This is a genomic window from Mesorhizobium sp. M4B.F.Ca.ET.214.01.1.1 (assembly GCF_004791545.1).
GTDB lineage: Bacteria > Pseudomonadota > Alphaproteobacteria > Rhizobiales > Rhizobiaceae > Mesorhizobium > Mesorhizobium abyssinicae.
In genome coordinates, this window is record NZ_SRUX01000004.1 from 16,304 (window position 1) to 37,643 (window position 21,340).

At 61.9% G+C, this 21,340-nt stretch carries 20 protein-coding genes; 10 read left to right on the forward strand and 10 right to left on the reverse strand.

Features of this window, described 5'->3' with window-relative positions; all coding sequences use genetic code 11:
• Positions 1-45: 45 nt before the first annotated feature.
• A complete protein-coding gene (locus EN857_RS09430) occupies positions 46-1,527 on the reverse strand; it encodes a sugar ABC transporter substrate-binding protein (protein ID WP_127308722.1) in 1,482 nt (493 codons plus the stop codon).
• 211 nt (positions 1,528-1,738) lie between these two features.
• On the opposite strand from EN857_RS09430, the gene EN857_RS09435 reads away from it, so the two are divergent.
• The 5 genes from EN857_RS09435 to EN857_RS09455 all read left to right on the forward strand — a co-directional run bounded on the left by EN857_RS09435 (position 1,739) and on the right by EN857_RS09455 (position 6,720).
• Positions 1,739-2,449: a GntR family transcriptional regulator gene (locus EN857_RS09435; RefSeq protein ID WP_127308723.1), complete on the forward strand. Its 711-nt coding sequence runs from the start codon at positions 1,739-1,741 to the stop codon at positions 2,447-2,449.
• A 54-nt stretch (positions 2,450-2,503) separates the two neighbouring features.
• Positions 2,504-3,670, forward strand: coding sequence for a mandelate racemase/muconate lactonizing enzyme family protein (locus EN857_RS09440; RefSeq protein ID WP_127308724.1), 1,167 nt, complete (start codon positions 2,504-2,506; stop codon positions 3,668-3,670).
• 59 nt (positions 3,671-3,729) lie between these two features.
• Positions 3,730-5,088, forward strand: coding sequence for a mandelate racemase/muconate lactonizing enzyme family protein (locus tag EN857_RS09445; protein ID WP_127308725.1), 1,359 nt, complete (start codon positions 3,730-3,732; stop codon positions 5,086-5,088).
• 96 nt (positions 5,089-5,184) lie between these two features.
• The gene (locus EN857_RS09450; RefSeq protein WP_127282693.1) at positions 5,185-5,511 is read left to right on the forward strand and encodes an NIPSNAP family protein; all 327 of its coding nucleotides are present in this window, start codon (positions 5,185-5,187) and stop codon (positions 5,509-5,511) included.
• A gap of 9 nt (positions 5,512-5,520) precedes the next feature.
• Positions 5,521-6,720: a mandelate racemase/muconate lactonizing enzyme family protein gene (locus EN857_RS09455; RefSeq protein ID WP_127282694.1), complete on the forward strand. Its 1,200-nt coding sequence runs from the start codon at positions 5,521-5,523 to the stop codon at positions 6,718-6,720.
• 152 nt (positions 6,721-6,872) lie between these two features.
• Here the strand turns inward: EN857_RS09455 and ugpC are convergent, their stop codons facing one another.
• The 5 genes from ugpC to EN857_RS09480 form a co-directional block, all read right to left on the reverse strand.
• Positions 6,873-7,928, reverse strand: a complete 1,056-nt coding sequence (gene ugpC, locus EN857_RS09460; protein WP_127308726.1) for a sn-glycerol-3-phosphate ABC transporter ATP-binding protein UgpC — start codon at positions 7,926-7,928, stop codon at positions 6,873-6,875.
• Positions 7,929-7,931: 3 nt separating this feature from the next.
• The gene (locus EN857_RS09465; RefSeq protein WP_210212271.1) at positions 7,932-8,765 is read right to left on the reverse strand and encodes a carbohydrate ABC transporter permease; all 834 of its coding nucleotides are present in this window, start codon (positions 8,763-8,765) and stop codon (positions 7,932-7,934) included.
• Positions 8,766-8,775: 10 nt separating this feature from the next.
• Positions 8,776-9,612, reverse strand: coding sequence for a sugar ABC transporter permease (locus EN857_RS09470; RefSeq protein WP_245478072.1), 837 nt, complete (start codon positions 9,610-9,612; stop codon positions 8,776-8,778).
• A 156-nt stretch (positions 9,613-9,768) separates the two neighbouring features.
• On the reverse strand, positions 9,769-11,031 hold the full coding sequence (locus EN857_RS09475) for an extracellular solute-binding protein (protein ID WP_245478073.1): 1,263 nt from the start codon (positions 11,029-11,031) through the stop codon (positions 9,769-9,771).
• 68 nt (positions 11,032-11,099) lie between these two features.
• Positions 11,100-12,230: a mandelate racemase/muconate lactonizing enzyme family protein gene (locus EN857_RS09480; protein ID WP_127308728.1), complete on the reverse strand. Its 1,131-nt coding sequence runs from the start codon at positions 12,228-12,230 to the stop codon at positions 11,100-11,102.
• 315 nt (positions 12,231-12,545) lie between these two features.
• Here EN857_RS09480 and EN857_RS09485 point away from each other — a divergent pair, with 315 nt between their 5' ends.
• A complete protein-coding gene (locus EN857_RS09485) occupies positions 12,546-13,247 on the forward strand; it encodes a GntR family transcriptional regulator (RefSeq protein WP_127282711.1) in 702 nt (233 codons plus the stop codon).
• On the opposite strand, the gene EN857_RS09490 is transcribed toward EN857_RS09485, so the two are convergent.
• From EN857_RS09490 to EN857_RS09500, 3 genes are read right to left on the reverse strand one after another with little or no spacing between them, the layout of a single operon-like run.
• Positions 13,244-14,077: an alpha/beta hydrolase gene (locus EN857_RS09490; protein WP_127308729.1), complete on the reverse strand. Its 834-nt coding sequence runs from the start codon at positions 14,075-14,077 to the stop codon at positions 13,244-13,246. The two genes, EN857_RS09485 and EN857_RS09490, sit on opposite strands and share 4 nt — an antisense overlap.
• Positions 14,074-15,522: an NAD-dependent succinate-semialdehyde dehydrogenase gene (locus EN857_RS09495; RefSeq protein ID WP_245478075.1), complete on the reverse strand. Its 1,449-nt coding sequence runs from the start codon at positions 15,520-15,522 to the stop codon at positions 14,074-14,076. The genes EN857_RS09490 and EN857_RS09495 overlap by 4 nt, the downstream gene beginning before the upstream one ends.
• A gap of 58 nt (positions 15,523-15,580) precedes the next feature.
• The gene (locus EN857_RS09500; protein ID WP_127308731.1) at positions 15,581-16,807 is read right to left on the reverse strand and encodes an iron-containing alcohol dehydrogenase; all 1,227 of its coding nucleotides are present in this window, start codon (positions 16,805-16,807) and stop codon (positions 15,581-15,583) included.
• A 140-nt stretch (positions 16,808-16,947) separates the two neighbouring features.
• Here EN857_RS09500 and EN857_RS09505 point away from each other — a divergent pair, with 140 nt between their 5' ends.
• Positions 16,948-17,637 (forward strand): GntR family transcriptional regulator, encoded by a 690-nt coding sequence (locus EN857_RS09505; RefSeq protein WP_127308732.1) that lies wholly within the window; start codon positions 16,948-16,950, stop codon positions 17,635-17,637.
• A 144-nt stretch (positions 17,638-17,781) separates the two neighbouring features.
• Positions 17,782-18,375 carry a DJ-1/PfpI family protein gene (locus EN857_RS09510; protein WP_127308733.1) on the forward strand — a complete coding sequence of 198 codons (594 nt, stop codon included), beginning with the start codon at positions 17,782-17,784 and terminating at the stop codon, positions 18,373-18,375.
• Positions 18,376-18,436: 61 nt separating this feature from the next.
• On the opposite strand, the gene EN857_RS09515 is transcribed toward EN857_RS09510, so the two are convergent.
• Positions 18,437-19,333, reverse strand: a complete 897-nt coding sequence (locus tag EN857_RS09515; protein ID WP_127308747.1) for a GntR family transcriptional regulator — start codon at positions 19,331-19,333, stop codon at positions 18,437-18,439.
• 166 nt (positions 19,334-19,499) lie between these two features.
• Between EN857_RS09515 and EN857_RS09520 the strand changes: the two genes are divergently transcribed.
• Positions 19,500-20,552, forward strand: a complete 1,053-nt coding sequence (locus tag EN857_RS09520; RefSeq protein ID WP_245478074.1) for an ABC transporter permease — start codon at positions 19,500-19,502, stop codon at positions 20,550-20,552.
• Positions 20,549-21,337: an ATP-binding cassette domain-containing protein gene (locus EN857_RS09525; protein WP_127308734.1), complete on the forward strand. Its 789-nt coding sequence runs from the start codon at positions 20,549-20,551 to the stop codon at positions 21,335-21,337. The genes EN857_RS09520 and EN857_RS09525 overlap by 4 nt, the downstream gene beginning before the upstream one ends.
• The last annotated feature ends 3 nt before the right edge of the window (positions 21,338-21,340 follow it).

Consider the following 21,340-nt stretch of genomic DNA (forward strand, 5'->3'; position numbering starts at 1 on the left):
CGGCCGCGCGCTCGGCGCAGCCGGCAAGATCGGGTCAGGCTTCGGCTAGAGGCCGCCGCCCATCAGGTCTTTCACCTTCTTGGCCGCGTCGTCCGCTGCCTGGTCGACGGTCATCGCACCGGTCAGGGCATTCTGCAGCATGTCCGGGACGATGATGTTCATGATCTCGGGCGATTGCGGCAGCGCCGGGAACGGGATGCCGTATGGCAGCATCGAGGTGGTGACATCGAGGAACTTGATGCTGTCCAGCCGCTCCTTCATCCATTTGGTCTTGAAGCCGTTAAGGTTGCCCGGGTTCGAGCCGGCGTAGGCCATCTTCAGCGACCACTCGGGGCTCGTCCACATGCAGATGATGGCCTTGGCCGCCGGCTCGTCCACCTTGCCGCCTTCGACATATTCGGGCTTCAGGATGTGAATGTTCGAGCCGCCGAACACGACGGCGCGCTTGCCGTCCGGGCCGGTCGGAATCAGGCCGTAGCGCATGTTGTCGATGACGGTCTGGGCCTTGTCCTTGTCGGTGCCGGTCGCCTTCTTCTGCAGGTCGAGCATGACATTGTAGTCGGACGGGTGCGAGATCATCATGCCGAGCTGGCCGGCCAGGAACAGCGGCTGGTTGTCGGCCTGCTGATTGGTGAGTGCCGAAACTGGAACCGACTTATCGCGAACATACATGTCGTAAGAAGCTTGCAGCGCCGCCTTGCTCTGCGGGCTGTTGAGCTCGATCTCCTTATACGTCGGGTTCGCCGTGGCTTCGTCGAAGACGCCGCCGCCATAGGCCCACAACTGAGGCATGAAGCGGTACGGCGTATTGCCGGCATTCTTGCGCGCCACCAGGCCGTAACCGGCGATGCCGAGCTTGTCGTGGATCTGCTTGGAGTACTTGACGACATCGTCCCAGGTCGCCGGAGCCTTGTCCGGATCAAGGCCCGCGCGCTTGAAGATGTCGGCATTCCAGATGAAAGCCATTGTTTCATTGTTGGTTGGAATGCCGTAGGTCACCCCGTCCCAGGTCACGGCCTTCATGGCGCCGGGCCAGAAATCCTCGGTCGAATACCCGACATCCTCCGGCTTGAGCGGCTCCAGATAGCCCTTTGAGGCGAATTCGGTGCCACCCAGGATTTGCAGGCGGACCGCCATCGGCGCTGCATTGCCAAGGAGCGCCGTGCGGAACTTGTCGAGGAGATCGTTATAGGTGAGGGCTTGTTCCTCGAGCTGGATGTTCGGATAGGTCTTTCGGAAGGTCTCGAAGAAGTCCTTGTAGTACTGGCGCAAGAGGTCGGGATCGCCCTCGAACACGCCCTGATACCAGAAAGTCAGCCGCCCCTTGTAGTCGAGCGGGGTGACCTTGCCGCAATCGGCCGCCGTATCAAAATCCTGTGTGCCGGCAATGGAGCGCACATATTCCGGCGACCACTTGCTCAGATCGACCGGCGCCGCACCCAGCGCTGGTGCGGACATCAACGATGCCATTAAGGCAGTGGAGACAGTGCCGCGCAGGACGGCACTGCCGAGTGTAATCCTCGTCATAGGTATCCTCCAGGTTTCTCTCCCATGCCGCTCAGCATCGAGGCGAGCGGTCTTTGCTCGTCGGCCATGGGGATATCTCGTTCAAATGTATCCCTTCGCGCATTTTGTACGTTTTCAGATCACAGATTGTCTGTCAACGCGATAAATCGTACATTGTTTATAGGAACCGTGCGTGATATCGGTCAAAATGTGTATGATTGGGGAACGGGCCTTGGCAGAAACAAGCGATTTCAAAGCGGAACCACCCGAGGGGATTGACGCTCTCGGGGCCTCAAGCGAGGGCGCCTCGCTTTATCAACTGATCAGGGAAGACATCATCGAAGGTCGGCTCGCCGCCAACGAACGGCTGGTGGTCACCGATCTCGCCCGGCGTCACGGCACCTCGACCAACCCGGTGCGCGAAGCCCTGCAACTGTTGCGGGGCGAGGGCTTTGTCACCTTCGTTCCCAACCGCGGGGCGCGCGTGCGGCCTATAGATCAGGATTTTGTCCGGGATATCTACGAGATCGGAGTCCTGATCGAGCCGGCTCTGACGCGATGGTTCGTGAATATGGCTACCGTCGAGGACATTGCTGAGCTCGAACGCATCCAGGGCCTGATCGAAGAGAACAACTTCGCCGACACGTTCAGGCACAGTGAGCTGGATACCGCCTTCCACACCGTGATGTACCAGAGGCACTATAACCGCCATGCCGCCGAGCTTTGGTGGAAGCATCGCGAAGTGCTGCGGGCGGTGAGCCGGCGCTTCAATTTCACGCTCGCCCGGCGCGCCGCGATCATTCGCGAGCACCGAGAGCTCATCGCGCATGTCAAAGCTGGAAATGCGGACGAGGCAGCCGAACTCATTGCACGCCATGTCGAGGGCTCCGGGCGGCATGTCCTCGAACACATGCGCGCGCGCAACGCCGCTCGGGCAGGGTAGGCTATCCGGTCTGGAACGTCGTTATCCCGACCGCATCGGACAAAGGCAGGTGAGATGAAAATCACGAGCATTCGGCCATGGCTGATCAAGTCCGATGCTTCTTATTGGGGAGAGTACCTGTTCGTCGAAGTGACGACCGACGAGGGCGTGAGCGGATGGGGAGAGATCACCACCACCACTAAGCTCGCCAACCGCGCGCTCTGCACGATCCTGCGGCAGATCGGTGCCGCCGTGACCGGCGAGGATCCGGCGCGCATCGAGCATCTCTGGCACAAGGTTTTCCGCAGCTTCACCTATATGGGCAGCCGCGGCGCCGCCGTCGAATGCGTAAGCGCCATCGACATAGCGCTTTGGGACATCCGCGGCAAAGTCCTCGGCAAGCCGATCTATGAGTTGCTGGGCGGACCGGTGCGCGATGAAATCGCCCTCTACACCCATCCCAACCAGGCGAAGTTTACCAGCAAGGAGGCTGTGGTCCGTGAAATTCGAGACATCGTCGAGTCCGGCCACACCGGGCTGAAGTTCGATCCGTTCCCGCACCAGGGCCGCACCACCGATGGACTGTCGCGCGAGCAGCGGGACGGCTACCTCGACGGCAGCATGACCCGCAAGGACGAGCGAGAGGCGGCCGAACTCACAGCTCTCATCCGCGAAACGGCAGGCCCCGATGTCGACATCCTCATCGATGCGCATGGCCGCTTCGACGTTCCCACCGCCATTCGCCTCTGTCGCAGCCTCGAGGAGGCTGGCCAGATCGACTGGTTCGAGGAACCTTGTCCGCCCGAAAGCCTCAACGCGCTCAAGCAGGTGCGTGAGAAGGTCAGCGCCGCCATCTCGTGGGGCGAGCGCGGCCACACGAAATGGGATTTCGTGCCGGTGCTGGAGAACAAGCTCGCCGACTACATCATGCCCGACGTGACCTGGACCGGCGGCATCACCGAACTCAAGAAGATCTCCGCCCTGTGCGAGGCCTACTACATCCCGGTCTCGCCCCATGATGCCGCGGGACCGATAAACGTGGTTGCGGGAGCGCAGGTGATGATGACCGTTCCGAACTTCTACAAGCTCGAAACGTCGGAGTGGAATCTCTCCAAATACGATCATCTCATCGACACGCCGCTCGACGTTTCGAACGGCAGCCTCAAGCTGACGTCGAGGCCCGGTCTCGGTGTCGAGATGAACCGCGACTATCTGCAGGCTCACGAGATCGAGCTGAGTTAGCCGTGCTCGCCGGCCCATGTGCGGGTCACAAGCCCCATCGACCAGAACGAGGATAAGTCATGCCAGAGACGGGTGGAGCCGACGGGGCGCTCAATCGGGTGAACACGAATTCCAGGCCGTCGGAGCTCCGCATCACCGACATGCGGGTTGCCGAAATCGTCGGCGCGCCGTTCACCTCGGCACTGCTCAAGATTTACACCAACCAGGGCATCGTCGGACTTTGCGAAGTGCGTGACGGCGCCAGCGCCACCTACGCGCTGATGCTGAAGAGCCGGCTGCTGGGCGAGAACCCTTGCGACATCGATCGCCTGTTCCGCCGCATCAAGCAGTTTGGCGGGCACGGCCGCCAAGGCGGCGGCGTCTCCGCAGTCGAGATCGCGCTGTGGGATCTCGCAGGCAAGGCCTATGGCGTCCCGATCTATCAGATGCTGGGCGGCAAGTTTCGCGATCACGTGCGCGTCTATTGCGATACCGACGCCGAGAGACCGAGCGGGACCGAAACCGGCAAGCGCCTCAAGGAGCGCATGGACCGCGGGTTCACATTCTTGAAGATGGACCTGGGCTTGATGCAGATCTCCCATGTTCCGGGCGCCGTCGTCGCGCCCGCCGGCGCGCTCGAAGGGTTTCACGCCAATCCGCGCGGCCGTGGCGGCACACTCGAGGAGCGTAAGGCCCGCAACCTCGCCTACGACGCGCAGAACGTGCAGCACCCGTTCACGGGCCTGCATTTCACCGAAAAGGGGATCGACCTGCTCGAGCAGTATATCCACGAGGTCCGCGAGGTCATCGGCTACGAGATCCCTTTAGCCATCGATCATGTCGGCCACATCTCGCTGCAGGACGGCATACGCCTGTCGCGCCGCATCGAGAAATACGCACCTGCCTGGCTCGAGGACGTGATCCCCTGGCAATACACCGAGCAATACCGGCAACTGCAGCAAGCCACCACGGTGCCGATCTGCACCGGCGAGGACATCTACCTCAAGGAGGCCTTCGAGCCCCTGCTCAAGAGCGGCGGCGTCTCGATCATCCATCCGGACCTGCTCACCAGCGGCGGCATCCTCGAGACCAAGAAGATCGGCGATATGGCGCAGGACCACGGCGTCGCCATGGCGATCCATATGGCAGAAAGCCCGATCGCCGCGATGGCTGCGGCGCATGTCGCGACCGCGACCGAAAACTTCATGGCGCTCGAATACCACTCCGCCGATGTCGACTGGTGGGACGACATCGTCACAGGTCTCCCCAAGCCGCTCGTCAGGGACGGCTTCATCACCGTGCCGGACAAGCCGGGGCTGGGGATCGACGACGTCGTCGACGAGGTCATCTCGCATCACCTGCAACCGGGTGTCACGGGGATATGGCAATCCACCGAGCATTGGGACAATGAATATAGCTGGGACCGGACCTGGAGTTAGCCCAGACCACCTTCCCTCCAAGCTCACAAGGTCAACGACCGACCATTCGTGTCGACCTCTCCCAAAGGAGAGGCGAAGAAAGAAACGGACGAAACCATGTTCTACGAACTGCGCATCTATGACTGCCTGCCGGGCAGGCTGCCGGCTTTGCTCAGGCGCTTTTCCGACCAGACGCTGGCCATCTGGGAGAGGCATGGCATCCGCCAAGCCGGGTTTTTCACCACGGCGATCGGCGAAAACAGCAATCGCCTCACCTATTTCCTCGCTTGGGATTCGCTGGCCGAGCGTGAGGCGAAATGGGCGGCTTTCGTCACCGATCCGGCATGGCACAGGGCCCGGGACGAGTCTGAGCGCGACGGGCAGATCATTGCCAATATCAGCAGCCAGTTGCTCACGCCGACAGCTTTCTCGTCTGTGAAATAGGACTGCGCCATGAAGATCACCGACCTGCGCTGTGCCGTCATCGGCAAGCACCCCATAGTGCGCATCGTTACCGATGAGGGCCTCTATGGCCTTGGCGAGGTCGAGTTCACCAAGACGTATCTCAAGCCCTTTGTGCTGCATTTCCGCGACGCGCTGATCGGCGAGGATCCGACCGACGTCGAGCGGGTGATGCTGAAGATCCGCCAACGCGGCTCGTTCAAGCCCTATGGTGCCGCCGTTTCGGCCATCGAGCATGCCTTGTGGGACATCGCCGGCAAGGCGGCGGGCGTGCCGGCCTACAAGCTGCTCGGCGGCAAGGTGCGCGACAAGGTGCGTGTTTACAACGGCTCGATCCGCCGCAAACGCGCGGGCGATCGGCCGGAGGATTACGCCGCCGACGTCAAATGGATGATGGAGCAGCCGCAGAACTTCTTCATGATCAAGCAGGGAATCTCGTTCCATTCCAACATGAAGGACACCATCGAGGGCTTCCATTACGGCGTGACGCAGAAGAAGGCCGGCTATCATGGCGCCATGGATCAGGGCATGATCAGCGAGCGCGGTTTCAATCACATGCTCGACTGCGTGATCGCGATGAAGGAAGTGCTGGGCGACAAGGTCAGCCTGGCGCTCGATTGCGGTCCGGGCTGGATGCTGCCCGATGCGATCAGGTTCGCTCGCGCGGTCGAGAAGTACAATCTGATGTGGCTCGAGGACATGCTGACCGGCGACTATGTGCCCTGGGTCAATCCTCAGGCCTATCGCGAGCTGACGACCTCCACCTCGACGCCGATCCATACCGGCGAGCAGATCTACCTGCGGCACAATTTCAAGGAACTGATCGAGACCCAGGCGGTGCGCGTCATCGGCCCCGATCCGGCCGATATTGGCGGCATTGCCGAGCTCAAATGGGTAGCCGAGCACGCCTATATGCACTCGATCCTGATGGCGCCGCACGGCACCGCCAACGGCCTGCTCGGCCTCGGCGCGCTGATCAATGTCTGCGCCACCTTGCCCGCCAACTACGTGGCATTCGAATATCCCAGCGCCTCGGACCCGTGGTGGAACGATATCGTCATCGGCCTGCCCAAGCAGGTGGTAAAGGATTCAATGGTCGACCTGCTCGAAGCTCCCGGGCTTGGGCTCGACATCGACGCCCAGGGCGCCAAGCAATATCTGCTGGCAGAGGACGCCGGGTTCTTCGACTGATTGGGCGTGAAGCCAGCCAGAGCGAGCAGCCGGTGCCGGCGCCAGGCCGGCGGACACAAGATTATCGCTTCAGTCATCGCTGGTCTTGATCACGTCCCACGCGGCGGATGGTCAGCTCTCGTTCTCATGCGGTCGAGGAGGCGCGTGAACGCTCACCGGATGCGTTGTCCGTCTTCGCCGAAGAGCCGCGCCGATGCGGGCGCAAAATGCAGGATGATCTTGTCGCCGGTCCTTGGTTGCGACGACCGCCGCTCCGCGATGATGGTCTCGCCGGTCGCCAGCGTGGCGTGGACATAGGCCGTAGAGCCCATCGCTTCGACGAATTCCACCTTTGCCTCGAGGTCGACACCCTTGTCCTGGTCGAGATGTTCGGGCCTCAAGCCCAGCTGCAGTTTCCGTCCGGGCTCAAGCGGGGTCTGTGCCGGGCTGTCCATCTCTTGGCCTCCAAACGCGAGACGGCCCCCCGCCTGCACAATGGCGGTCAGAAAGTTCATCCGGGGAGAGCCGATGAAACCCGCGACGAACGCGTTGTCGGGATCTTGATAGAGGTCTTGCGGTGTGCCGATCTGCTCGATGCGCCCACTGCGCAGCACGACGATCCGATCGGCCATGGTCAGCGCTTCAGTCTGGTCGTGCGTCACATAGATCATGGTGTTGCCAAGGACCCGGTGGAGCTTGGCGAGTTCCACGCGCATCTGCACCCGCAGCTCGGCATCCAGATTGCTGAGCGGCTCATCGAAGAGAAACACCTTCGGGTCGCGCACGATCGCCCGCCCTATTGCCACCCGTTGGCGCTGTCCTCCCGAGAGCTGGGCCGGCTTGCGCTGCAAATACTCTTCGAGCTGCAGGATCTTGGCCGCGCGCCCGACCTTGCTGGCGATTTCCTCCTTCGGGCGGTGCGCCATCCGCAGGCCGAAGCTCATGTTGTCCGCCACCGTCATGTGCGGATAGAGCGCATAGGACTGAAACACCATCGCCACTCCGCGGTCGGCAGGCTCCGCGTCTGTCACGTCGTCGCCGCCGATGAAGATCTCGCCCCCGCTCGTCTCTTCGAGCCCGGCAATCATGCGCAGCAGGGTGGATTTTCCGCAGCCCGAAGGGCCAACGAATACGGCGAACTCGCCCTCCTCGATCGAAAGCGAGACATCGCGGATAACGTCCGTCGATCCAAAGCTCTTGCTGACCTGTTTCAGTTCGACACGCGCCATCGGCTAACCTTTCACTGCGCCCACCGCGATGCCCGAAACAATTCGTCGCTGGAACAGGATGTAAAGAACAACGATCGGCGCCGCCGCGATGACGATGCCAGCGGTAAACAGGGGTATCTGGTCCGAGTACTGGCCCTTGAGCGCGGAAATCCCCACCATGAGGGTGCGGTGCTTCTGCATGACCAGCAGGGAGATCAGAATATCGTTCCAGCAGCTCAGCGTGTTGAGGATGGCCAGCGTCACCAATGCCGGCGTTCCCAGGGGCAGCATCACGTGCCACCAGACCTGCAGCAGCGAGGCCCCGTCGATCCGCGCCGCTTCGATCAGCTCGCGCGGCAGGCCGGAGTAGAACGCCGTCATCATGTAGACCGAGAAAGGCAGGAAAAATGCGGTGTAAGACAGGATGAGCCCGATGTGCGTGTTGACCAGGTTGAGGGCAAGCATCGTGCGCATGAAGGGCACCAGCACGACTTGCACGGGGATCATCAGCGACGACAGGATGACCGCGAACAGGAAGCGCCGATAGGGAAAGCGCAGCGACGCGAGGGCGAAGCCGGCCATGGAAGACACGACCATCAACAAGATGACCGCCCCGAGCGTCGCAATCACGGAATTGAGGAAGTACTCATCGAGGTGCGCCCGGGTCCAGGCCTGCACGAAGTTGTCGAGCGTGGGCTGCATGGCGAGCCCGAAGCGGTCGAGCATGTAATCGTGACGTGTCTTGAGTGCGTTGTTGACCGCGAAAAAGATCGGGTAGAGGCAGCTCAAGGCCAGCAACCCCATCGGGATCGCCGCGATCCTGAGGGTTAGCCGCTGTCGTTTTCCTGCTCCTGACACGACCTCTCCTTCAGATGTTCGCGTTGCGCGACAAGATGCGAATCTGCAGCCATGCGAGAATGCTCGTCATGAAAAACAGGACCATCGAGACAGCCGCGGCGTAGGCGGGCCGGTTGAGCTTTCCCTGTGCGGCCCAGATCAGATATTCGGGCACCGTCGTCGCCGTGCCGGGTCCGCCGCCGGTCAGCACGTAGATCAGGCCGAACATCGAAGTCAGCAGGCCGATGGTCGTGATCACCGTCGAGAACTCGATGATCGGGCGAAGCTCCGGGATGATGACATGCCACCAGATCTGCCACATCTTGGCGCCGTCGAGACGTGCCGCCTCGACCATTTCCTTGGAGACGGTCGACAGCCCGGCAAGGAAGATCAGCACACCCATGCCGAAGGTCGACCAGCATTGGATCGCCAGCGTCACCGGAAGTGCGGTCGCCGAGTGCCCCAGCCAGTCCACACCGCTGATCCCCGCTATGCTCAGCAACGCGTTCAGATTGCCATTGAAGCTCAGCACCACGCTGAAAATAGACCCGATGATGACGCTCGAAAGAATGGCGGGAAAGAAATAGACGGAGCGGAAAAACGTGCGCCCCGGCACGCCCTGGTGGATCAGGATGGCCAGCAGCATCGGGATGGTCACAAAGATCGGCACCGAAAGCAGCACCACGACGGCGTTGGCCATGGCGGAGCGGAAATTCGGGTCGTCCAGTGCGCGCAGATAGTTGCCGGCGCCGATGAACTGGCCCGGGTCGGTCGACGTCGCGCTGGTCAGGGAGATGCCAAACCCCCAGAACAGCGGAAAGATGCGAAACACCAGGACAAGCAGGATGGCCGGAAGCAGGAACAGCACCGCAACGCGCGCCTCTGCCCGGCGGCTCCGGCCTGGGCGGGTACGGGTCCGCGCGGCTTGGCCTGTCTGGTGTAACGAATTGGCGGTCATGGGCACGTCACTGATGCGGGGACGGGGGCGCGTCGCAGCGCCCCCACTGTCTGCGTGAGAAGATTGCTATTGCGGCTTGGCTTCAGCCTGGACCTTGTCGAGCGCCGCCGCAGCCTGGTCCACGGTGGCTTCACCGTTGAACAGGAGCTGGCTCTGGTGGTGCCATTCATCGAGCTCGGCCGCTGAAGAATTGGCATGCGTGGTCGGAACGGCTCTGGTCGCAAGCCAGCCCATGATCTGCTTGAGGCCAGGGCTGTCAATGCCGGATGTGTTGACTTCGGTGTTTGCTGGCACCGAGCCGGTGTCGTTGACCAGGTATGACAGGACTTCCGGCGAGGCGAGGATTCGCACCGCGTCGACGGCGAGATCGATGTTCGCGGAGTCCTTGTTCACGCCGTAGCCAACGCCGCCGTCGAGCGGAACGCCGGGGGCACCTTCATGCTGATCGGCAGCAACGGTCGGCGAGGGCATGGGATAGACCCCGACCTTTTCGACGCCCATGTTGGTTTCGAACTGCTTCCAATGCGCGACGTTGGAGAGCAGACCCATCACGTTGGCTCCGACACCTTGCTCGAAGAGGGCAAACTCATCCATGAACATGGTCTGCGAGTTGCCGCCCTCCTGGTACCAGCCATTCTTGGCGGTATCGACCCAGGCCTGCAGGATCGCCTTGATCGGCGGATCCGACCAATGGAGCTTGCCTGCCAGCCAATCGGCCTGTTGCTGCGTGGTCAGCGACTGGTTCGCGGCTTCCGAAAGGAAGAACTCGGCGTTGTAGCCTTCCTTGTTGGCCATCATGAAGCAGGCGGGTTTACCCTGCGCCTTGAAGGCGTCGCAGACCTTGGTCAGTTCGGCCCAACTCGTCGGCGGCTTCTCCGGATCGAGCCCTGCGGCCTTGTAAAGCGCCTTGTTGTAGTAGACGACGTGACCCTGCAGCGTCGTCGGGATGAAGTACAGCTTGCCGTCAGGTCCGGTGAACGCGGACTTTCCAACGAGCTTCGGGATCAGGTCGGGCAGCTTGTCGTCGAGCGGGATTAGCCCGCCGACCAGGGCCTTGGCCTGGGCGCCGCCATTGGCCCAGATGACGTCGGGGCCGGCCTTCGAAGCGAGCGCCGTGCCCAGCAGCGTGTAGTACTCGGCGTCCGGTTGAGACAGGAGGTTGAGAGTTGCTCCCGGGTGCGCGGCCTCGAATGCAGCCTTCGCGTGATCGTAGTATGTCGCGTGGGCGGCATCGTCCACGTTGACGTCCCAGACGGTGATCTCCTGGGCCAGCGCCGGCGACGCCACCACCATGGTCGCAATTGCGGTCAATATCTTCAGCTTCTGCACGTCATTCCTCCCTTTTTATCTACCAGGCCTTCGCTTCATCCAGCGCTCGCTGCGAGTTTGGGACCACGTCAACCCGCGGGGTTGACGGGTGCATCACCAAGGTCTTCGCGCGACAGGATTTCGGGGCGCGTCCAATCCAGACGCCCGGTCTCCGACAAGACCAGCCCATGGCCCGTTCGATCGGGCGCATGAATCCAGCCGTCATGAATTTCGATTGTTTGCTCGACCAGGTGATCGAAGTTCTGGAACGAGTATTCGAGCCACTCGACTTCGGGCAGCGCACAGGCCATGTGTACGCCGATTTCGAGAAACGTATTGCCAAGCGTCACCGGGACGCCGAGTTCGGCTGCCAGCCAGCCGATGCGCATCACGTCCGTCACCTGCCCATGGACATTCAGCATGTCGGTAGCGCCGGCCTGCATCAACAGCCGCTTGCCGGCCGCATCAAGGTATTCGCCTGAATTGATCATGGTCCACGGCGTTGCCGCCTTGAGGTTGCGAAGTCCGTCGAAGTCGTGGCGCAGGATAGGGTCCTCGACCCAAAGCAGATCAAAGCCAAGGCTATGAATTTTCTGCAGTTTTACCGATGCCTCCTTGGCCCCCCAAGCCTCGTTTGCATCAATCATGATCGACGAGCCGGGCCGCACCGTCTTTCTCAACAGCTCCAGCCGGGACAAATCCCGGCCGAAATCGGGATGCCCCACCTTGATCTTGAACGCGCGATAACCAAGCGCCTCGGCATGGGCAAAGAACGCCTGGAATTCATCGTCGCTGAGGTGGAAATCGAGACCGGATGCGTAGGCTTTCACGCGTTTGCGCCGGCTCCCCAGGAGCTCGTGCAACGGCAGGCCGACCAGCTTCGCACTCAGATCCCACAAAGCAACCTGGAGGGCTTCCTCGAAAGGCAAGCCGAAGGCGCGCCTGTTTCCGCCGCGCGGCCGCTGGACTCGATGCACGAGCGCCAAAGGCGATTGCCCTGCGAGATCGGGCCAGGCCTCCTCTTCAAAAACCCGTACGATCTCCGCCTGGTCTGGTAGCGGGTGAAACAAGCTCTGGATAAAGCCCAGGCCGACCAGGCCATTCTCGGCAACGAGCTCAAGCGCGGCCACGTGCGCCGTATCGATGCGGACCTGACTGTCACCGATGGTCCGGTCACGAGCGAATTGATAGCGGGTAATGCGGTACTCGGCGATGCGCATACTGGCTCTCTGATATCTCAGAATGCGCTTTAGATATTTCAGTTTTGGACAAGAGGCAAGTTGCCAGGCGCAAAACTGTCGGGCAGGCAAGCACGCAAATGCAGCAGGCTACGCTTCGTCAACGGGTTGGCGGCCCAGGCTCGTTGGCGCCCGACGACCTCCAGGCAGCCCGGGATACCGGTTGCGCTCAACGCAAGACCCCGGTCAGCCGTATCCTGCAAAGGTGCATTGATAACCGGCAATGCGATACTTTACGATGGCACGGCCAGTAATGTTTCAGAATCATGCTTAGATATTTCAGAGGCGAGGGTCAAAGTGGCGCAGCACGACGATCAGTCCGATGGGGCCGCCGGGGCGGCAGCCGGCCAACGCCTTGGCGATCGTGCCTACACGCGCATTCTTGAGACGCTGTTTGAGCGGAAGATCCCCGCGGGCGCCTTTCTGTCGCAAGGCGATCTTGTCGAAATGCTGCAAATCCCGGTTGCGCCGCTGCGCGACGCGCTCAAGCTGCTCGAGGCGGAGGGGATCGTCATCATCCATTCGCGCTCGGGCATCCAGTTCGTCAAGCCCGGGTTCGAACTGACCAGGTCGACCTACCAGTTTCGCAGCATTCTGGAGCGCGCGGCGACAGGGGTTTACGCGCAAACCGCGGACGAGGCGGATCTGGCGGAACTGGAAAGACGTCATTTGGCGGTCATCGAGGAGATCGAGCGCGGTGGGCTCACCGACCTGGTCAGGGCCGACCTCGAGCAACTCGAGACCTTGCTGCATCACTCCATCATTGCCAGCCTGAACAATCCATTGATCGACAGTTCCTACAAGCGGCTTCACAACTACGTCCGGCTGATCCGGCTGGACAGAAAGGTCACCGTGCCTCTCGTGCTGCAATCCCTGCGCGAGCACATGCAGGTCATCCTGGCATGCAAGGCACGCGACCCGGAGGCAGCTGCGGCGGCAATGCAGGCGCATCTGGCCTCCGCCCTGCAGCGCGGTCTTGGGCTCTACTACGGCTACTAGGCTGAATGAGATCCCACGAGGCGGGCCAATAGTGACGCGGCTTCGGTGCCCGCCACGCCAAGGTCGCGGACGCTGCTCATGTGATTGGCCGCCGCAAGGGTCGTGCGCGAGACAGTCAGCCCTTGCTCTTCCAGGTGACTCGTGAACATCGCGGCCTGGCTGTGGAAGGGCGGCGTCTCATCGGCGCCGACCGAGATCCCTACGGCCACGGATGGATCGAAGCTGTGGTTGATCGGCGAGAACCGGCGGGCTTCTTCGTCGGTGATCGCGATCTCGGCGGCAAGGAATGACATCTGCAACGGCTTCAGGTCGTAAAGGCCGCCGAGCAGCAGCGCAGCTTTGATGCCGGACGGCCGGCTGTCGCCGTCGAAAAGCATCGTCGCCAGATGCGCGCCGGCGGAATGACCGCTGACCGTCAGCAGGTCGGGATCGCCGCCATGGTCCGCGATATGGTCAAGCACCCATCGCTTGGCGCGGCGCACCTGGTCGACGATTTTTGCCATCCTGACAGCCGGCATCAGCGCATAGTCGACGATGACTGCGATCGCACCGGCGTTCGTGACGGTCTCGGCGACATAAGAATAATCACGCTTGGAGAACATGCGCCAATAGCCGCCGTGAATGAACATATGCACCGGCAGGCGGTCCCGCTTGCCCTCGGGAAAGAACAGGTCGATGGTCTCGGTGGCGTCATCTCCGTAGGCGACATCGCCGACCATTGGCACGTTCGCCCTGCTATCTTCGCTTCTGCGCACGATCTCGGCGACGATGTCGTCGAACTCGACCACATGATCGCGAATGCGAAACGGATCTTTGGCGTGTCCGCTCACAGGGTCACGGCGATGTACTTCGCCTCCATGAACTCGGCAACGCCGTGCTTTTGACCGCCTTCGCGGCCCAGTCCGCTCTGCTTGACGCCGCCAAAGGGCGCCGCCGGATCCGACATCAGGCCGCGGTTCAGGGCGATCATTCCCGACTCGATCTTCGATGCCACGCGCATCCCCTTGGCCAGGTCGCGCGTGTAGACATAGGCAGCGAGACCGTATTCGGTGTCGTTGGCCCTCGCAATGGCGTCCGCCTCGCTGTCGAAGCGCATGATCGGAGCCACGGGACCGAATATTTCCTCATGCATCATGGCGGCGTCAGCGGAAACGTCGCGAAGCACCGTTGGCGGGTAGAAGTAGCCTTTGCCTTCGGCGATCGCTCCGCCGCACAGAACCTTGGCGCCACGGGCGACCGCGTCCCGGACGAGACGATCGATCTTGTCCACGGCCTTGCTGGTGATCATCGGGCCGCACTCGGTTTCCGTGTGTGTGCCAGGACCTACATTGAGGGCGGCCATGCGTTTGCGCAGCGCATCGGCGAAGGCATCATGGATGCCGGCCTGAACGTAAAGCCGATTGGCGGCGGTGCAGGCCTCGCCGGCATTGCGCATCTTGGCAACCATCGCACCGTCGAGCGCTGCTTCCAGGTCGGCGTCGTCGAAGACGATGAACGGTGCATTGCCGCCAAGTTCCATCGAACAGGAGATGACATGCTTGGCGGCTTCGGCCAGGAGCACCCGGCCGACACCGGTCGAGCCGGTGAATGACAGTTTCCGCACGCGCGGATCGGCCAGCATGGCCGCCGTCACCGGTCCGGGCGTCGAGGTCGTGAGCACGTTTACGACGCCGGGCGGCACGCCAGCCTCCTCGTAGAGCGCTGCCAGCGCATAGGCCGTCAGCGGCGTCTCGCTAGCGGGCTTCAAAATCACTGTGCAGCCGGCCGCGAGCGCCGGCGCGATCTTGCGCGTCGCCATGGCGGCGGGAAAATTCCATGGCGTGATGAGCACGCAAATGCCGATGGGCTGGTAGTCGACAATGATGCGGTTGGCGCCCGAGGGCGCAAGGCCGAACTCGCCGCTGATGCGGACCGCCTCCTCGGCATTCCAGCGAAAGAACTCGGCGGCGTAGGCGACCTCGCTGCGCGCGTCACGCAGCGCCTTGCCGTTCTCCAGCGAGATCAGCGCAGCCAGTATCTCCGCCCGTTCGGTCATCAGTTCGAAGCAGCGCCGCAGGATTTCCGAACGCCTGCGTGGCGAGGTCTCGCGCCAGCCGGCCGCTGCCTTCGAGGCCGCGTTGACGGCTGCGGCCGCGTCGGCAAGCGTGGCATCGGGAACCACCGCGATCACGGCTTCGGTTGATGGATCGACCACTTCGATCACGCGGCCCTCCGACGAGGGCTGCCAGCGTCCGCCAATGTAGAGACCGTGCGAGACCGTGGCGTAATCGAACATATCTTGATCCTCGTCGGATATGCCTGCGGCGATATTCATGGGGTGAACTCCTGGTCGATCACATCATGGTGGCGGACATGTCGCCATCATAAGCAGCCCTGACCAGCCGTCGCATCGCGGCGAGGTCGAACGGACGCGGATTGTTCTTGATCAGCCGGTCGATGCCGAGCGCCTGCTCGGCCGTCCAGTCGATCCTGTCCTCGGGAAGGCCAAGCTTGGCCAAGTTCGGTGGGATGCCGATAGCGCAAAACAGCCGGCTCACCTCTCGGATGGTGGCGTGCGCCGATGCATCGGCGCCGTCGCCGTTCTGACGGAGGCCGAGAGCGGCGCCAACTTCGGCAATCTCTGCGGCCGCGGCGGGAAGGTTATAGCTCATCACATATGGCAGCATCGTGGCGACGCCCAGACCATGCGCAGTATGTGTAACTGCGCCGACCGGATACTGCACCGCGTGAGCGGCGGCCGTTCCGGCGGTACCGAAGGCGCAACCGGCGGCCAGCGCTCCCATCATGACGTCGGCGCGCGCATTCCCGTCCGATCCGTCGCGATATGCCGTTTCGAGGCTGCGACCGAGCAGCCTGATGGCCAGAAGCGCGAAATGATCGGTCAGAGCGCTTTTGCCGACAAAGACATGCTGCTGCGGCAGACGGGGATCATCGCCGCGTCTGGCCGCGGTGAAGGCCTCGATTGCGTGCGTCAACGCGTCGGCGCCGGCGATCGCCGTCAGGGAAGGGGGGCATGTCGCCGTCAGTTCCGGATCGCAAAGCGCCACCGCGGCGATGAGGTGGGGACTGGAGATACCCACTTTCAGCGTCCGATCCGGATCGGAAATCACGGCGACGGGGGTCACCTCGGAGCCTGTCCCGGCCGTAGTTGGCACAGCGATCACGGGAAGGGTAGGGCCTGGTACCTTGAATTCGCCGTAGTAGTCCTGGGGCCTGCCACCATGGCTGAGCAGAAGTGCTGCGCATTTGGCCATGTCGAGGCAGCTGCCGCCGCCGATCCCGATCACCATGTCCGGCTTGAAATCCTCCGCCTGCGCAATGCAGGCGGCGACGCTGTCGCGGGGCACATCCGGCAGCGTTCGGTCGTAGACCAGCGTCTCTATCGCCGCATTGTGCAGGCCGGCAAGAATTTCGGCGAACTGCGAAGTCGCCGCGAAACGCTCGTCGGTGCAGACGAACGCGCGCCGCCCAAATTTGGCGGCAACAGCAGGCAGCACATGACGCTGGCCTTTGCCGAACAGGATCTCGCGCGGCAGGCGCGCGGCTGCGAACAAGGTCATGGACGGCATCCTTCAGTTCCAGGGGCCGGCCTCGACGTCTGAGTCATTTCCCAAATTATCCTCTATTAAATCGTATAGGATATAGGATTGAATTGCCCGAACCATCGTGCTAGTGAGTGCTCCTGTCAAGAGGGTAAACAATGCAGAACGCGGACCTGACGGAAGCTCCTTCGACAGCCCGTATCCAGCGCGCCAACAGCCTGGCCGGCGACGTTTACGAGGCAATCTTCGCGCAGCTGATGTCGCTCAGGATTGCTCCGGGATCGCGCATCACCGTCGACAATCTCGTGAAGGAATTCAACGTCTCGCATACCCCCATTCGCGAAGCGCTTGGCAGGTTGGAGGGTGAGGGCCTGGTGCTGAAGACCCACCTGATCGGCTATCGGGCCGCCCCGCAAATCACCCGCCGCCGCTTTGACGAGCTTTACGAGTTGCGCCTTCTACTTGAGCCCGCCGCCGCGGCCAAGGCCACTGCAACACTGGACGACGAGCGCCTGACCGTGCTGCAGGAAGCGGCTGGCGTCATGGCCCGGCGGGAGGGGAAAGACGAACGCCTGCGTTATTCGAACTTCGCCCGTCAGGATGCGATCTTCCACGACAAGATCGTCGAGTTCGCCCAGAACGAGCTCATTCGCGAGACGCTCAATCACCAGCATACCCACTTCCACATCTTCCGCTTGATGTATCACTCACGCGTGACCGAAGAGGCCCTCGACGAGCATGAGGCCATTCTCGCCGCCTTCTCCGCGGGCGACCCGGACGCCGCCGCAAAAGCCATGCGCGTGCACATCGAGAATTCGCGGGACCGGCTCCTGCCTGCGTTCGAGTAGGAGCGTCAAGCTCGACGCGCCGCCGATCACCCAGGTCAACGCCAAGGAAAACCATTCCCCGACTTAACCGCTCTGCTCCGATTTCGATCCCTGTCTGGCGAGGCGCCAAGTGCACCTCGCCTTGCCACAACCGAGAGGAAGACCATGCCAGGAAAAAAGATACTGATGCTGACGGGCGAATTCACCGAGGAATATGAAATCTTCGTCTACCAGCAGGCGATGGAGGCCGTCGGCCATACTGTTCATGTCGTCTGCCCCGACAAGAAAGCCGGCGACGTGATCAAGACATCGCTGCACGATTTTGAGGGCGATCAGACCTACACCGAAAAGCCCGGTCACAATGCGCTGATCAACAAGACCTTTTCCGACGCCGAGAAGCAACTGAGCCAATACGACGCCGTCTACTGCGCCGGCGGGCGCGGACCGGAATATATCCGCACCGACAAGCGCGTGCAGGCGATGGTGCGCCACTTCCACGAGGCGAACAAACCGATATTTACGATCTGCCACGGCGTGCAGATCCTGATAGCGGTCGATGGCGTCGTCCGCGGCAAGAAGGTCGGCGCGCTCGCGGCTTGCGAGCCGGAGGTGACGCTGGCAGGCGGCACCTATATCGATCTGTCTCCCACCGATGCCTATGTGGATGGGACGATGGTTTCGGCCAAGGGCTGGACCGCGCTTGCGGCGTTCATCCGTGAATGCCTGAAGGTGCTGGGAACGGAAATACGCCACGCGTAAGCGTTGGTTCCGACGCATCACGCAATGGATGCGCCGGGTCCCTCAAAGCGGCTCGTTCCTATCATTCGTCAAATACGATCAGCGAACGCATCAGCGTTTCTCTTGCCGAGCCCAGATGCGCTCGGCAGGCTCGCTCGATGCGTTCTGGATCGCGGCTTTCGAGCGCCTCGATATAGGCGAGATGCTCCAGGATCGCCGCCTGGTTGCGCTGTTTTTCGTCATGCTTGTTCCACTGATAGTGGTAGTGGAAAATGAAGCTGATGATATCGTAGAAATCGTCGATGAAGCGGTTCGGCGAAGCCTCGTTTATGAGCCGGTGAAACCGGTTGTCGAGGCCGGAAAAGTCGTGGAATCGGCTTTCAATCCGCTTCAGCAGTTCGGTATGCGCAATCTTGAGCACGGCCAGCTTCTCCCACAACGGGGAAGTGTCGGCCTGTCGGGAAAACAGATGCGCCGAGCGCAGCTCGAACATGACGCGGATCTCGAACAGCTCAAGTGCGAAATCTTCAGTAAAGCCCTTGAAAAGCCAACCCGTGTTCGGCCTTTTTTCGAGCAGCCCAAACCGGCTGAAGCGGATCAGGAACTCGCGGATTCCGTTGGTTGCGACACCGAACTGCCGCGCCAGCTCGAGCTCGTTGATGCTGGTGCCGGGTCTGGTGTCACCGCGCAGCATCCACTCCATGAATTGCTGCTCGACGTGCTTGGCCCGTGATGTGGTTTCGGCGTCGGGATAGTAGTCGCTATCCTCGACCGGTCGGCCTGCCGTCCTGACGCCGCTGCGCTCGGCAATAAGTTCGCGGTGGGCAAGTTCTCCCAGGACCTTTCGGACAGTCGTGCGGCTCACTCCCATTTGCCTTCTGAGTTCATTTTCGGAAGGGAGGTCGCCGGTCAATTGTCCGTCGCGCAGCATACTGGCGGCGCGGTTGAAAGCCTTCTTGTAAACAGTGTCGGTTCGCATTGGATCTACCTCAGAGCAACACCTTGTCCTTTTTAGCATGAACTTTATCCATAAAAAACAACTTGACCAAGTGATGTTGGTTGTTTTTTATCGATAAGAGGAAGCTAAAAATACAACATAAGCTTTTGACGACGAGGCTCACACAAGCCGCGGCGGGGAGGGAACTTTGCCTGAAGCGGGAAACACCGGCACCTCTGTCGGCGAGGCCGCAGTGCGAGCACCCAAGAAGCAAGAAGCCGTCCCTGGCCTTGCTCTGGGCTTGGCCCTGCTGAGCGCCGGTCCGGTCGTCATCCTGGCGTTGCTGATTGTCGTTCTCAGTTTTCTGTCGCCCTATTTTTTGACGGGGCGCAACCTCAGCAACATCCTCGCCCAGACCGCCGTCATCTCGGTTGTGGCGATGGGCCAGCACCTGGTCATCCTGACGCGTGGGATCGATCTCTCGGTCGGCTCGAACGTTGCACTGGCTTCGGTCGTCGGCGCGCTCAGTTTCCATGCCGGCGCCCCCGCCTTCCTGGTGATCGCGGTGATGGTCGCCTGCGGTGCGGCGGTCGGCGCCATCAATGGGCTCTTCTACGTCTTCGGCCGGCTGCCGCATCCGTTCATCATCACCCTGGCGACATTGAGCATCGCCAAGGGGCTGGCGCTGCAACTGGCTGACGGGCGCGCCATCCCTGGCATGCCGGATGCCATCGATGCGCTTGGCCGCGAGGCGGTCTGGGGTCTGCCTGGATCGGTCTTTGTGGTCGCCGGCGTTGCCGCGGTTCTTTTCGCAATGGCCAAGACGATGGTCTGGGGACGCTGGATCTATGCCGTCGGCGGCCGGCCCGACGCTGCCCTGCGCATGGGTATTCCCGTGTCCTGGGTGCTGGTTTCGGTCTATGTGATCTCGGGGCTGTGCGCCGGCATCGGGGCGGTCATCCTTGCCGGCCGCACCGACGCCGGTTCGCCCTTGTTCGGCAATCTGCTGGAACTGGATACGATCGCGGCGGTGATCATCGGCGGTGCCAGTTTTCTCGGCGGTCGCGGCCATCTTGGCCATGCCTTGATCGGCGCCATCATGATCGGCGTCATCCGCAACGCGCTCAACCTGCTCAACGTCAATGTCTTCTTCCAACTCATCGTCATTGGCGTGGTCATCGTCATAGCGGTCGAGTCCGACGTGTTGCGCAACTATCTCGAAGGGCGCGTGCGTGTCATGCAGGCCGGGAGGCAGTCGTGAGTGCCGTTCCAGCAAGCGTCGATCATGCAGCCACCGCCGCTGAATATCCCGTGCTTGCGGTACGCGGCGCGACCAAGCGTTTCGGCTCGGTTGTGGCGCTGGACGACGTCAGCATCGAGGTCCGGCGCGGCGAGATCTTGGGGCTTCTGGGCGACAACGGCGCTGGCAAGTCGACGTTGACCAAATGCATCAGCGGGGTGCACCAACTCGATGCCGGCGCGATCCTCCTGGACGGTGCGCCAACGCAGATACGCTCCCCTGCGGATGCGCGCTTCGCCGGCATCGAGACTGTCTACCAGGATCTGGCGCTGTTCGACAATCTGACGCCAGGACAGAACTTCTTTGCCGGTCGCGAACTGGCGGGGCCGCAATGGCTTCCTCGCGGCATGCGATTTCTTCAACAGCGCCGGATGGATGCCGAAACGCGCGTTCTGCTCGCCAATTTGAAAGTCACGTTGCCAAGGCTGGACGCCGTCGTTGCCATGATGTCGGGTGGACAAAGGCAAGCCATTGCGGTGGCCCGGTCGACCGTGTTTGCCCGCAAGGTCGTGATCCTGGACGAACCGACCGCTGCACTTGGCCTGCGTGAATCGCGGCAAGTGCTCAACTTGGTCGCGACGCTGCGCGACCAGGGCAACGCCGTCATCCTGATCACCCACAATATGGAGCATGTCGTCGAGCTTGCCGATCGCGCCGTGGTGCTTCGCCAGGGCCGCAAGGTCGGCGAACTGGTGCCGACCAAGGACAACAAGCAGGAACTGGTCTCCATGATCGTGGGAGCCTGATCC

Coding starts and splice junctions, on each gene's coding strand:
- EN857_RS09450 (WP_127282693.1), top strand. CDS start 5,185: ATGTTCTACGAACTGCGCATCTATGACTGCCTGCCGGGCAGGCTGCCG.
- EN857_RS09480 (WP_127308728.1), bottom strand. CDS start 12,230: ATGCGCATCGCCGAGTACCGCATTACCCGCTATCAATTCGCTCGTGAC.
- EN857_RS09455 (WP_127282694.1), top strand. CDS start 5,521: ATGAAGATCACCGACCTGCGCTGTGCCGTCATCGGCAAGCACCCCATA.
- EN857_RS09430 (WP_127308722.1), bottom strand. CDS start 1,527: ATGACGAGGATTACACTCGGCAGTGCCGTCCTGCGCGGCACTGTCTCC.
- EN857_RS09445 (WP_127308725.1), top strand. CDS start 3,730: ATGCCAGAGACGGGTGGAGCCGACGGGGCGCTCAATCGGGTGAACACG.
- EN857_RS09500 (WP_127308731.1), bottom strand. CDS start 16,807: ATGACCTTGTTCGCAGCCGCGCGCCTGCCGCGCGAGATCCTGTTCGGC.
- EN857_RS09510 (WP_127308733.1), top strand. CDS start 17,782: ATGCCAGGAAAAAAGATACTGATGCTGACGGGCGAATTCACCGAGGAA.
- EN857_RS09440 (WP_127308724.1), top strand. CDS start 2,504: ATGAAAATCACGAGCATTCGGCCATGGCTGATCAAGTCCGATGCTTCT.
- ugpC (WP_127308726.1), bottom strand. CDS start 7,928: ATGGCGCGTGTCGAACTGAAACAGGTCAGCAAGAGCTTTGGATCGACG.
- EN857_RS09495 (WP_245478075.1), bottom strand. CDS start 15,522: ATGTTCGATTACGCCACGGTCTCGCACGGTCTCTACATTGGCGGACGC.
- EN857_RS09505 (WP_127308732.1), top strand. CDS start 16,948: ATGCAGAACGCGGACCTGACGGAAGCTCCTTCGACAGCCCGTATCCAG.
- EN857_RS09515 (WP_127308747.1), bottom strand. CDS start 19,333: ATGCGAACCGACACTGTTTACAAGAAGGCTTTCAACCGCGCCGCCAGT.